The organism is Citrobacter sp. Cpo100, from assembly GCF_030332595.1.
GTDB lineage: Bacteria > Pseudomonadota > Gammaproteobacteria > Enterobacterales > Enterobacteriaceae > Citrobacter > Citrobacter portucalensis.
Genome location: NZ_JAOWHM010000024.1, coordinates 19,350 through 32,947 on the forward strand (window position 1 = coordinate 19,350; position 13,598 = coordinate 32,947).

Sequence of the window (13,598 nt, forward strand, 5' to 3'; positions counted from 1 at the left end):
ACACTGCCGGATGGCTTTGTAGACCTGATAAACGCCATCAGAAATAACATAGACATAAAAAAACCCGCCGAAGCGGGTTTTTTATTATGGTCGGCAACGATTAATCGTTGTCAGAACCGCCCAGGCCTGCGTTCAGCAGTTCTGCCAGGCTGGCAGACGCATCTTCAGCAGTTACCTGCGGTGCAGCTGGCAGTTCGCCCGCTGCGCGACGGCGCATACGATCCTGGTGGTACGCATAACCAGTACCTGCCGGGATCAGACGACCCACGATGACGTTCTCTTTCAGACCGCGCAGTTCATCACGTTTACCTGCAACAGCTGCTTCGGTCAGGACACGCGTGGTTTCCTGGAACGATGCTGCAGAGATGAAGGACTCGGTTGCCAGAGACGCTTTGGTGATACCCAGCAGATCGCGGGAGAACGTTGCACCCACTTTGCCGTTCGCTTCCAGCTCACGGTTTGCGATCTTGACGCGGGAGTATTCAACCTGCTCGCCTTCCAGGAAGTCGGAGCTACCAGCGCTTTCGATGGTGGCTTTACGCAGCATCTGACGAACGATAACTTCGATGTGTTTATCGTTAATCTTAACACCCTGCAGACGGTATACGTCCTGAACTTCGTTAACGATGTAACGAGTTACAGCATGCACACCACGCAGACGCAGGATATCGTGCGGCGCTTCCGGACCGTCGGAAACCACGTCACCACGTTCTACACGTTCACCTTCGAACACGTTGAGCTGACGCCATTTCGGAATCATCTCTTCGTACGGTTCGCTACCGTCTACCGGGGTGATAACCAGACGACGTTTACCTTTGGTTTCTTTACCGAAGGAAATGATGCCGCTGATTTCAGCCAGGATTGCCGGCTCTTTCGGACGACGTGCTTCGAACAGGTCCGCAACGCGCGGCAGACCACCGGTGATATCCTTGGTACCGCCGGATTCCTGCGGAACACGCGCCAGGGTGTCACCAGAGCTGATCTGTACGCCATCTTCCAGCTGAACAATCGCTTTACCCGGCAGGAAGTACTGAGCAGGCATATCGGTGCCTGGGATCAGAACGTCGTTGCCCTGAGCATCAACAATTTTCAGTGCCGGACGCAGGTCTTTACCACCCGCAGTACGCTCTGCAGAATCCAGAACCACCAGAGAAGACAGACCGGTCAGCTCGTCGGTCTGACGAGTAATGGTCTGGCCGTCGATCATGTCAGTGAAGCGGACGAAACCACTCACTTCGGTGATAACCGGCATGGTGTGCGGATCCCAGTTTGCTACGGTTTCGCCGCCAGCAACCTGTTCGCCATCACCTTTCGCCATAACGGAGCCGTAAGGCACTTTATAGCTTTCTTTGGTACGGCCGAATTCGTCGATCAGTTTCAGTTCGGTGTTACGTGAGGTGATAACCAGTTTACCGCTGGAGTTCACAACCGACTTCGCGTTGCTCAGACGGATGCTACCTTTGTTTTTCACCTGGATGCTGGATTCAGCAGCCGCACGAGATGCCGCACCACCGATGTGGAACGTACGCATCGTCAGCTGTGTACCCGGTTCACCGATGGACTGTGCCGCGATAACGCCGATTGCTTCACCTTTGTTGATGATGTGGCCACGCGCCAGGTCACGACCATAGCAGTGCGCACATACACCAAAGTCGGTGTCACAAGATACAACGGAACGGACTTTAACGGAGTCAACGGAGTTCTCTTCCAGCAGATCACACCACTGTTCGTGCAGCAGCGTGTTGCGTGGAACCAGAATATCCGCCGTACCCGGCTTCAGAACGTCTTCAGCAGTTACACGACCCAGAACGCGATCGCGCAGCGGCTCTTTAACGTCACCACCCTCGATAACCGGGGTCATGGTGATGCCTTCCAGAGTGCCGCAATCGTCTTCAGTAACAACCAGGTCCTGCGCGACGTCAACCAGACGACGAGTCAGATAACCGGAGTTCGCTGTTTTCAGTGCGGTATCCGCCAGACCTTTACGAGCACCGTGAGTAGAGATGAAGTACTGGAGTACGTTCAGACCTTCACGGAAGTTCGCGGTGATTGGCGTTTCGATGATGGAGCCATCTGGCTTCGCCATCAGACCACGCATACCGGCCAGCTGACGAATCTGTGCTGCAGAACCACGCGCACCGGAGTCGGCCATCATGTAGATGCTGTTGAAGGAAACCTGCTGCTCTTCTACGCCGTCACGGTTAATAACGGTTTCGGTTTGCAGGTTATCCATCATCGCTTTGGATACACGATCGTTCGCCGCAGCCCAGATATCGATAACTTTGTTATAGCGTTCGCCTGCGGTTACCAGACCAGACTGGAACTGCTCCTGGATCTCAGCAACTTCAGCTTCCGCTTCAGAGATGATCTCGTGTTTCTTCTCTGGGATGACCATGTCATCAATACCAACAGATGCACCTGAACGCGCTGCATATGCAAAGCCGGTGTACATTGTCTGGTCAGCGAAGATAACGGTCGGCTTCAGGCCCAGAATGCGGTAACAGGTGTTCAGCATTTTGGAGATAGCTTTCTTGCCCAGCGCCTGGTTGACGATGGAGAAAGGCAGACCTTTCGGTACGATCATCCACAGAATGGCACGGCCAACGGTCGTGTCTTTCAGGCTGGTTTTCGCAACGAATTCGCCGTTTTCATCTTTTTCATATTCGGTGATACGCACTTTAACGCGCGCATGCAGAGAGGCCAGACCTGCGCGATAGATACGCTCAGCTTCTTTCGGGCCAGTCAGCACCATGCCTTCGCCTTTGGCGTTAACACAGTCACGGGTCATGTAGTACAGACCCAATACAACGTCCTGAGACGGAACGATGATAGGTTCGCCGTTCGCCGGAGACAGGATGTTGTTGGTAGACATCATCAGCGCACGCGCTTCGAGCTGGGCTTCCAGCGTCAGCGGTACGTGAACAGCCATCTGGTCACCATCGAAGTCGGCGTTATATGCCGCACAAACCAGCGGGTGCAGCTGGATAGCTTTACCTTCGATCAGTACCGGTTCAAATGCCTGGATACCCAGACGGTGCAGTGTTGGTGCACGGTTCAGCAGTACCGGGTGTTCGCGGATAACTTCGTCCAGGATATCCCAAACGACAGCTTCTTCACGCTCAACCATTTTCTTAGCGGCTTTGATGGTGGTGGCCAGGCCACGCAGTTCCAGCTTGCCGTAGATGAACGGTTTGAACAGTTCCAGTGCCATTTTCTTCGGCAGACCGCACTGATGCAGACGCAGGTATGGACCTACGGTGATTACAGAACGACCGGAGTAGTCAACACGCTTACCGAGCAGGTTCTGACGGAAACGACCCTGCTTACCTTTGATCATGTCGGCCAAAGATTTCAGAGGACGTTTGTTAGAACCGGTGATCGCACGACCGCGACGACCGTTATCCAGCAGGGCGTCAACCGCTTCCTGCAGCATACGTTTTTCGTTGCGTACGATGATGTCCGGCGCAGCCAGATCCAGCAGACGCTTCAGACGGTTGTTACGGTTGATAACGCGACGATACAGATCGTTCAGATCCGATGTTGCGAAACGACCACCATCCAGCGGAACCAGCGGACGCAGATCTGGCGGCAGAACCGGCAGAACGGTCAGGATCATCCACTCTGGCTTGTTGCCAGACTGTACGAAGGCTTCCAGCAGTTTGATACGCTTGGTCAGCTTCTTACGCTTGGTTTCGGAGTTGGTTTCGTTTAGCTCTTCGCGCAGAGTTTCACACTCTTGCTCCAGATCCATGCTCTTCAGCAGGGCCTGAATAGCTTCCGCACCCATCTTCGCGTCGAATTCGTCACCGAACTCTTCCAGCGCGTCCAGATACTGCTCTTCGGTCAGGATCTGTTGACGTTCCAGGTTAGTCATACCGCCTTCGATAACTACATAAGATTCGAAGTACAGTACGCGCTCGATATCGCGCAGCGGCATATCAAGCAGCAGACCGATACGGGACGGCAGAGATTTCAGGAACCAGATGTGAGCAGTCGGAGACGCCAGCTCGATGTGGCCCATACGCTCACGGCGTACTTTAGTCTGGGTCACTTCAACGCCGCACTTCTCACAGATCACACCACGGTGTTTCAGGCGCTTGTACTTACCGCACAGGCACTCGTAGTCTTTTACCGGCCCAAAGATACGGGCGCAGAAAAGGCCGTCACGTTCAGGTTTGAACGTACGGTAGTTAATGGTTTCCGGCTTCTTAACTTCACCGAAAGACCATGAACGGATCATGTCTGGCGAGGCCAGAGCAATTTTGATCGCATCAAACTCTTCGGTTTTAGTCTGCGCTTTCAGAAACTTTAATAAATCTTTCACGGATTTGCTCCCGTCGGAGTTAGCACAATCTGGCGCTGGCTGTTACGCCAGCACCAGTGACCTGTTTGATCGAGAGTTACTCGTCTTCCAGCTCGATGTTGATACCCAGCGAACGAATCTCTTTCAACAGTACGTTGAAGGATTCCGGCATGCCTGGTTCCATCTGATGGTTGCCGTCCACGATGTTTTTATACATCTTAGTACGACCGTTCACGTCATCAGACTTAACGGTGAGCATTTCCTGCAGGGTGTATGCTGCGCCATATGCTTCCAGCGCCCACACTTCCATCTCCCCGAAGCGCTGACCACCGAACTGCGCCTTACCACCCAGCGGCTGCTGAGTAACCAGGCTGTAAGAACCGGTAGAACGCGCATGCATTTTGTCATCAACCAAGTGGTTCAGTTTCAGCATGTACATATAGCCAACGGTAACCTGGCGCTCGAACTGCTCACCGGTACGACCGTCGAACAGTGTGATCTGACCGGAAGTCGGCAGGCCACCCAGCTGTAACAGTTCCTTGATTTCAGACTCTTTCGCACCGTCGAATACCGGCGTTGCGATCGGCATACCTTTTTTCAGGTTTTCAGCCAGACGCAGAACTTCTTCATCGCTGAAGGTATTCAGGTCAACTTTCTGACGAACATCTGAACCCAGATCGTAAGCACGCTGGATGAATTCGCGCAGTTTCGCGACTTCCTGCTGCTGTTTCAGCATGGCGTTGATCTTATCGCCGATACCTTTTGCAGCCATACCCAGGTGGGTTTCAAGGATCTGACCGATGTTCATACGCGATGGTACGCCCAGCGGGTTCAGTACGATATCTACCGGCGTACCGTTAGCATCGTGTGGCATATCTTCGATCGGGTTGATCTTAGAGATTACACCCTTGTTACCGTGACGACCTGCCATCTTATCACCAGGCTGGATCCGACGTTTAACCGCCAGATACACCTTAACAATCTTCAGCACGCCCGGTGCCAGATCGTCGCCCTGAGTGATTTTACGGCGTTTCGCTTCGAGTTTTTTCTCGAATTCGTGTTTCAGTTCGTCGTACTGCTCAGCCAGTTGTTCCAGCTGATTCTGTTTCTCTTCGTCGGTCAGGCCGAGTTCTAACCAGCGGTCGCGCGGCAGTTTGTCGAGCTTCTCAGCTTCAACACCACCGGAAACCAGCACAGCGTAGATACGGCTGAACAGGCCAGCTTCGAGGATCTGCAGCTCTTCAGACAGGTCTTTTTTCGCCTGCTTCAGCTGCATCTCTTCGATTTCCAGCGCACGTTTGTCTTTTTCTACGCCATCGCGAGTAAAGACCTGAACGTCGATAATCGTACCGGAAACACCGTTTGGCACGCGCAGAGAAGAGTCTTTAACGTCAGACGCTTTCTCACCGAAGATCGCACGCAGCAGCTTCTCTTCTGGCGTCAGCTGGGTTTCACCTTTCGGCGTTACCTTACCAACCAGAATGTCGCCACCGGTCACTTCCGCACCGATATAAACGATACCAGATTCATCCAGTTTGGAGAGCGCAGCTTCACCCACGTTCGGGATGTCAGCGGTGATCTCTTCTGGCCCCAGCTTGGTGTCACGGGACACACATGCCAGTTCCTGAATATGGATGGTGGTGAAACGGTCTTCCTGGACAACACGCTCGGATACGAGGATGGAGTCTTCGAAGTTGTAACCATTCCATGGCATGAATGCCACGCGCATGTTCTGACCCAGCGCCAGTTCACCGAGGTCGGTGGACGGACCGTCTGCCAACACATCACCACGTTCAACCGGCTCGCCCAGAGATACGCAAGGCATCTGGTTGATGCAGGTGTTCTGGTTAGAACGGGTGTATTTGGTCAGGTTATAAATGTCGATACCTGCTTCGCCCGGGTACATCTCGTCTTCGTTAACTTTGATAACGATACGGGAAGCATCCACGTACTGAACAGTACCGCCACGTTTAGCAACTGCAGTAACACCGGAGTCAACGGCAACAGCACGTTCCATACCGGTACCAACCAGCGGCTTATCAGCGCGCAGAGTCGGAACCGCCTGACGTTGCATGTTCGCACCCATCAATGCACGGTTGGCGTCATCGTGTTCCAGGAACGGGATCAGGGACGCACCGACGGATACCACCTGCTGGGTGGATACGTCCATGTAGTCAACCTGGTCGCGGCTGAACAAGCTGGATTCGCCTTTGCTACGGCAGGTAACCAGATCTTCTACAAAGTGGCCTTCGTCATCCAGGTTGGAGTTCGCCTGAGCGATAACGTAGTTGCCTTCTTCGATAGCAGACAGGTAATGAATTTCGTCAGTTACAACACCGTCGGTCACTTTACGGTACGGAGTCTCGAGGAAGCCGTATTCGTTAGTCTGTGCATACACGGACAGGGAGTTGATCAGACCGATGTTCGGACCTTCAGGTGTTTCGATTGGACATACGCGACCGTAGTGAGTCGGGTGTACGTCTCGAACTTCGAAGCCTGCGCGTTCACGGGTCAGACCGCCTGGGCCGAGTGCGGAGATACGACGTTTGTGCGTAATCTCAGACAGCGGGTTGTTCTGGTCCATAAACTGAGACAGCTGGCTGGAACCAAAGAACTCTTTCACTGCTGCAGAAATCGGCTTGGCGTTGATCATATCCTGAGGCATCAGGGTATCCAGATCGCCCAGAGACAGACGCTCTTTCACCGCACGCTCAACACGTACCAGGCCAACGCGGAACTGGTTTTCCGCCATTTCGCCTACGGAACGGATACGACGGTTGCCGAGGTGGTCGATATCATCGACTTCGCCTTTACCGTTACGGATATCGATGAGCTTCTTCATCACTTCGATGATGTCGTCTTTGCTCAGGATACCGGAACCTTCGATTTCGTCGCGCAGCAGAGAACGGTTGAACTTCATACGACCAACCGCAGACAGGTCATAGCGGTCTTCGGAGAAGAACAGGTTCTCGAACAGGCTTTCAGCAGCTTCACGAGTCGGCGGCTCACCAGGACGCATCATGCGGTAGATTTCTACCAGTGCGCTCAGACGATCGTTGGTTGGGTCAACACGTACAGTTTCAGAAATGTACGGACCGTGATCCAGATCGTTAGTGAACAGCGTTTCGATACGCTTGTGACCAGATTGGCTCAGCTTAGCCAGCAGATCCAGGCTCAGCTCCATGTTAGCTGCGCAGATCAGCTCGCCAGTAGATTCGTCAACGTAGTCTTTAGCCGCAACTTTACCAGCAATGTATTCAACCGGAACTTCGATATGTTTGATATCGTCTTTTTCCAGTTGGCGAATGTGGCGCGCAGTGATGCGACGGCCTTTTTCGACGTAGACTTTGCCGTTAGCTTCAATGTCAAAGGAGGCGGTTTCACCACGCAGGCGTTCCGGCACCAGTTCCATCTGCAGCTTGTTGTCGCGAATTTCGAAAACAACTTTTTCAAAGAACAGGTCAAGGATCTGCTCAGTGGTGTAGTTCAGTGCACGCAGAATAATGGTCGCAGGCAGTTTACGGCGACGGTCAATACGTACGAACAGGTTGTCCTTCGGATCGAATTCGAAGTCCAGCCAGGAACCACGGTAAGGGATGATGCGCGCGTTATACAGCACTTTACCCGAGGAGTGGGTTTTACCTTTGTCGGAGTCAAAGAAGACGCCAGGACTACGGTGCAGCTGAGAAACGATAACACGCTCAGTACCATTGATTACAAAGGTACCGTTGTCAGTCATGAGCGGAATTTCGCCCATGTAGACTTCTTGTTCTTTAATGTCTTTTACGGTGCCTTCCGGCGCTTCGCGCTCGTAGATCACCAGACGCAGTTTTACGCGCAGCGGTGCGGAATAGGTCACGCCACGGATCTGACATTCCTGAACGTCAAACACCGGTTCGCCAAGGCGGTAGCTGACGTATTGCAGCTCGGAATTACCGCTGTAGCTCTGAATCGGGAAAACGGAACGGAAAGCTGCTTCCAGACCATACTGCCCTTCAGGATCTTGCTCGATGAACTTCTGAAACGAGTCAAGCTGGATAGAAAGGAGATAAGGTATGTCCAACACTTGTGGACGTTTACCAAAATCCTTACGAATACGTTTTTTCTCGGTATAGGAGTAAACCATTAGGGTTCCTCAGCTCGCTGACAAGTCGACCCATCTGTCCGACGAAGGGACAGTTTGTGCAACACTATTTTGTTGACCGGAAAATCGAATACTTTCCGCAATGCCTGTTGCTATCACGCTTAAACCATTTCATTGCGATTTACACAGAACTGATGCTCTGTCGCAGTATATTAAGACGTCGATAGAAACAAGCATTGAAAGGCACAGCAGTAGTCAAACAGTGTGAAATGCTACTGGCGCCTTACAGCGCAAAAAGGCTGGTGACTAAAAAGTCACCAGCCATCAGCCTAATTTCTTAGGCTGCAACCAGAAAAGTTGGCTTATTTAACTTCAACTTCAGCGCCAGCTTCTTCCAGAGATTTTTTCAGTGCTTCTGCGTCGTCTTTGCTGATGCCTTCTTTCAGGGCAGCCGGAGCAGATTCTACCAGGTCTTTAGCTTCTTTCAGACCCAGGCCAGTTGCGCCACGTACTGCTTTGATTACAGCAACTTTGTTAGCGCCAGCAGCTTTCAGAATTACGTCGAATTCAGTTTTTTCTTCAGCAGCTTCAGCCGGGCCAGCAGCTACAGCTACAGCAGCAGCAGCGGAAACACCGAATTTTTCTTCCATTGCAGAGATCAGTTCTACAACGTCCATTACGGACATAGCGGATACTGCTTCAATGATTTGATCTTTAGTGATAGACATTTAAATTGTTCCTGAAAATCAGAATAAGTTTATACGTAAGCAGATGCTTGAGAAAGATAACTGCGATTAAGCAGCTTCTTTCGCATCGCGTACAGCAGCCAGAGTACGAACCAGTTTGCCAGCCGAAGCTTCTTTCATGGTTGCCATCAGGCGTGCAATTGCTTCTTCGTAGGTCGGCAGAGTTGCCAGGCGATCGATTTGCGATGCCGGGATCAATTCACCTTCAAAGGCTGCGGCTTTGACCTCAAATTTTGCATTCGCTTTCGCGAACTCTTTGAACAGACGAGCAGCAGCGCCCGGGTGTTCCATAGAGTATGCAATCAGGGTCGGACCAACAAACGTGTCTTTCAGGCACTCGAACTGAGTACCTTCAACGACGCGGCGCAGCAGGGTGTTACGAACAACACGCATGTATACGCCAGCTTCACGACCTGCTTTACGCAGTTCAGTCATTTTATCTACAGTTACGCCACGGGAATCCGCAACTACTGCAGACAGCGCGCCTTTGGCTACTTCGCTGACTTCAGCAACAATCGCTTGTTTGTCTTGAAGATTTAAAGCCATTAGCTTTGCTCCTGGATGTTTGCCGGAACTCATGTTCCGGAACTCACTTCACTCTCCCAAACGGAAAGAGCGTCTAAATACGGTGAGCAGAAACAAGCCAGAGTATCAGAAATAATCTTAGCGTTCTGTCACCGTCTACGCAGGGCATTAAGTTTCTTACGAAACACCTGCGGTCTTCGACGGAGGCCTGGATAGGCCAGGCTCCAACGAACAAATCTTGTCTATCTGTCGCTATTCAATCTGTGACGGCGTTGACTGCCTTCGTTCACACCAGTCACATAGTTAACTATGCTCCTGGCGATTCACTCAGTTGTCGCCTTGCCACAGCCTGAATATCTCGGATATACGTCTGCAATTAGCAGAAACGTGGGGGTAAGATTGTAGACAAAATCACCGCCCACGTAAAGGCGAATATTAGTTCGCCACAGTCGCAGTCAGACCGGACTGATCAACGGCAACACCAGCACCCATGGTGGTGGAGATGCTAACTTTCTTGATGTACACGCCTTTAGCCTGAGTCGGTTTCGCTTTTTTCAGCGCAACCAGCAGAGATTCCAGGTTTTCTTTCAGTTTGTCAGCGTCAAAATCCACTTTACCGATGGTGGTGTGGATGATGCCGTTTTTGTCGTTACGGTAACGAACCTGACCTGCTTTAGCGTTCTTAACTGCTTCAGCAACGTTAGGGGTTACAGTACCAACTTTCGGGTTTGGCATCAGGCCGCGCGGACCCAGAACCTGACCCAGTTGGCCAACAACGCGCATTGCATCCGGGGAAGCAATAACAACGTCAAAGTTCATTTCGCCTTTCTTGATCTGGTCAGCCAGATCTTCCATACCTACCAGCTCAGCGCCTGCAGCTTTAGCAGCTTCAGCGTTTGCGCCCTGGGCAAATACGGCTACGCGAACGGAACGGCCAGTACCGTGCGGCAGTACAGTTGCACCACGTACGTTCTGGTCAGATTTACGAGCGTCGATGCCGAGGTTAACGGCAACGTCTACGCTTTCTACGAATTTAGCAGTGGCCAGCTCTTTCAGCAGAGCAATAGCTTCGTTGATGTCGTACTGTTTAGTTGCATCAACTTTGTCACGGATCACGCGCATACGCTTGGTCAGTTTAGCCATTTCTTAGTCCTCCACTACCAGGCCCATGGAACGTGCAGTACCTTCAATGGAGCGAGTCATCGCTTCAATGTCGGAACCAGTCATGTCGGCAGCTTTGGTCTGCGCGATTTCCTGCAGCTGAGCGCGGGAAATTTTACCCACTTTGTCTTTGTTCGGCTTGCCGGAACCAGACTTGATACCAGCCGCTTTCTTCAGCAGAACTGCTGCCGGAGGCGTTTTGGTAACGAAAGTGAAAGAACGGTCAGCGTAAACGGTGATAACAACCGGGATCGGCAGACCTTTTTCCATGGAATCAGTTTTTGCGTTGAACGCTTTGCAGAATTCCATGATGTTCACGCCTTGTTGACCCAGTGCTGGACCTACCGGCGGACTCGGGTTAGCCATACCAGCTGCAACCTGCAGCTTGACGTAGGCCTGGACTTTCTTAGCCATTCTAAATTCCTCTAGTTGGGTTATAGCGCCTCAAGGAGGCTCCCCGTGATTAAATTCGTTTTACGGACATGGCCCATAAAAACAAAAGGCGCGAAATTGTATTCCAATCTCGCGCCTTGTGCAACGATTAAATCGCCGCTTTTTTGATCGCTGTTTAGGCTTTTTCTACCTGGGCAAAGTCCAGTTCTACCGGGGTCGCACGACCGAAGATAGAAACAGAGACTTTCAGGCGGGACTTCTCGTAGTCCACTTCTTCAACCACGCCGTTAAAGTCAGCAAACGGACCGTCACTAACGCGAACCATTTCACCTGGCTCAAACATCGTTTTCGGACGCGGTTTATCGCCAACCTGCTGCAGACGGTTCATGATCGCATCAACTTCTTTGTCGCTGATCGGCGCCGGACGGTCAGATGTACCGCCGATAAAGCCCATCACACGCGGCACGCTGCGCACCAGGTGCCAGCTTGCGTCATTCATCACCATCTGGACCAGTACATAGCCCGGGAAGAATTTACGTTCGCTCTTGCGACGCTGGCCACCACGGATTTCGACCACTTCTTCGGTCGGCACCATGACTTCGCCAAACAGCTCTTCCATATTTTGTAACTTGATATATTCGCGCAGCGACGTGGCTACGCGGCCTTCAAAACCGGAAAACGCCTGAACGACGTACCAGCGCTTTTTAGGGGCTTCAGACATCTTAGAACCTCAGGCCAGTGATAAAGGATACCAGGCGAACCAGAATACCATCCAGTCCCCACAGGATCAGTGACATTACTGCGGTAACCGCAGCCACAATTAATGTGGTGTGCAATGTTTCCTGGCGAGTTGGCCAAATGACCTTACGGACTTCGGTTCTCGCTTCACGGGCAAAAGCAACGGTCGCTTTACCTTTTGTTGTCAACAGCGCGACACCACCCGCTGCGGCAATCAGAATCACTACGGCCAGCGCACGCAGCGGCAGCATCATGTCACGATAGAGGTAGTTGCCAACGATAGCTACAAGCAGCAATACAGCGACAACAACCCACTTCATCGCTTCCAGGCCGCGCCCGCTTCCTTGAGCTTCGGTATTCGCACTCATAAACCAACCTGTCAGAAGTATTCTACAAACATTTTCACCCCGCGTAAGCGAGGCGATCCAAACCGAAATGCTCTGGTGCGTTTCGGACTAAACGCCCTCTTCAGAGCCTGTCTCAGCAATGATTATGACAAAAAAAATCACTGATGAGCCAGGTTCTGGTGTGAAAGCGTGCAAAAAGGGCATCAAATGATGCCCTTTTATTGCGCATTGCGTCAAATGTTATTCGGCAATTAGCTCATTACTTTGGCAACAACGCCCGCACCAACAGTACGGCCGCCTTCACGGATTGCGAAACGCAGACCGTCATCCATCGCGATTGGGTGGATCAGGGTAACAACCATTTTGATGTTGTCGCCCGGCATTACCATCTCTACGCCTTCCGGCAGTTCGATGGTACCAGTCACGTCAGTAGTACGGAAGTAGAACTGCGGACGGTAGCCTTTGAAGAACGGAGTATGACGGCCGCCTTCGTCTTTGGACAGAATGTACACTTCAGATTCGAACTTGGTGTGCGGCTTGATAGAGCCCGGCTTAGCCAGTACCTGACCACGTTCGATTTCTTCACGTTTGATACCACGCAGCAGAACACCAACGTTCTCACCAGCACGGCCTTCGTCCAGCAGTTTGCGGAACATTTCAACGCCAGTACAGGTAGACTTAGCAGTCTCTTTGATACCAACGATTTCAACTTCTTCACCAACTTTGATGATACCGCGTTCTACACGACCGGTAACAACGGTACCACGACCGGAGATGGAGAATACGTCTTCGATAGGCAGCAGGAACGGCTTGTCAATCGCACGCTCTGGTTCTGGGATGTAAGAATCCAGGAAGCCAGCCAGTTCGATGATTTTCGCTTCCCACTCTGCTTCGCCTTCCAGCGCTTTCAGAGCAGAACCACGAACGATCGGAGTGTCGTCGCCCGGGAAATCGTACTGAGACAGAAGTTCACGAACTTCCATTTCTACCAGTTCCAGCAGCTCTTCGTCATCAACCATGTCGCATTTGTTCAGGAACACGATGATGTACGGAACGCCTACCTGACGACCCAGCAGGATGTGCTCACGAGTCTGCGGCATCGGGCCGTCAGTCGCAGCAACAACCAGGATCGCGCCGTCCATCTGCGCAGCACCGGTGATCATGTTTTTAACATAGTCGGCGTGGCCCGGGCAGTCTACGTGTGCGTAGTGGCGAGTCGGGGTGTCATATTCAACGTGAGAAGTGTTGATGGTGATACCACGAGCTTTTTCTTCCGGCGCGTTATCGATCTGGTCGAATGC

The 13,598-nt window shown here is 52.1% G+C and carries 9 protein-coding genes; all 9 read right to left on the reverse strand.

Annotated features, from left to right (window positions below):
• Positions 1–100 precede the first annotated feature (100 nt).
• Positions 101–4,324, reverse strand: coding sequence for a DNA-directed RNA polymerase subunit beta' (gene rpoC / locus OGX96_RS02885; RefSeq protein ID WP_003826919.1), 4,224 nt, complete (start codon positions 4,322–4,324; stop codon positions 101–103).
• A gap of 76 nt (positions 4,325–4,400) precedes the next feature.
• Positions 4,401–8,429 carry a DNA-directed RNA polymerase subunit beta gene (rpoB, locus tag OGX96_RS02890; RefSeq protein ID WP_003033111.1) on the reverse strand — a complete coding sequence of 1,343 codons (4,029 nt, stop codon included), beginning with the start codon at positions 8,427–8,429 and terminating at the stop codon, positions 4,401–4,403.
• A gap of 320 nt (positions 8,430–8,749) precedes the next feature.
• Positions 8,750–9,115: a 50S ribosomal protein L7/L12 gene (gene rplL, locus OGX96_RS02895; RefSeq protein ID WP_003033114.1), complete on the reverse strand. Its 366-nt coding sequence runs from the start codon at positions 9,113–9,115 to the stop codon at positions 8,750–8,752.
• A 66-nt stretch (positions 9,116–9,181) separates the two neighbouring features.
• Complete coding sequence (gene rplJ / locus OGX96_RS02900; RefSeq protein WP_001207203.1) at positions 9,182–9,679, reverse strand: 50S ribosomal protein L10; 498 nt, start codon at positions 9,677–9,679, stop codon at positions 9,182–9,184.
• A gap of 414 nt (positions 9,680–10,093) precedes the next feature.
• Positions 10,094–10,801, reverse strand: a complete 708-nt coding sequence (rplA, locus tag OGX96_RS02905; protein WP_003033119.1) for a 50S ribosomal protein L1 — start codon at positions 10,799–10,801, stop codon at positions 10,094–10,096.
• Between the two features lie 3 nt (positions 10,802–10,804).
• Positions 10,805–11,233 carry a 50S ribosomal protein L11 gene (rplK, locus tag OGX96_RS02910; RefSeq protein WP_003033122.1) on the reverse strand — a complete coding sequence of 143 codons (429 nt, stop codon included), beginning with the start codon at positions 11,231–11,233 and terminating at the stop codon, positions 10,805–10,807.
• Between the two features lie 154 nt (positions 11,234–11,387).
• Positions 11,388–11,933 (reverse strand): transcription termination/antitermination protein NusG, encoded by a 546-nt coding sequence (nusG, locus tag OGX96_RS02915; RefSeq protein ID WP_003033125.1) that lies wholly within the window; start codon positions 11,931–11,933, stop codon positions 11,388–11,390.
• Between the two features lies 1 nt (position 11,934).
• Positions 11,935–12,318 (reverse strand): preprotein translocase subunit SecE, encoded by a 384-nt coding sequence (secE, locus tag OGX96_RS02920; protein WP_003033128.1) that lies wholly within the window; start codon positions 12,316–12,318, stop codon positions 11,935–11,937.
• Between the two features lie 230 nt (positions 12,319–12,548).
• Positions 12,549–13,598: elongation factor Tu (gene tuf / locus OGX96_RS02925; protein ID WP_063942044.1), on the reverse strand; the 1,050-nt coding region annotated here is incomplete at its 5' end.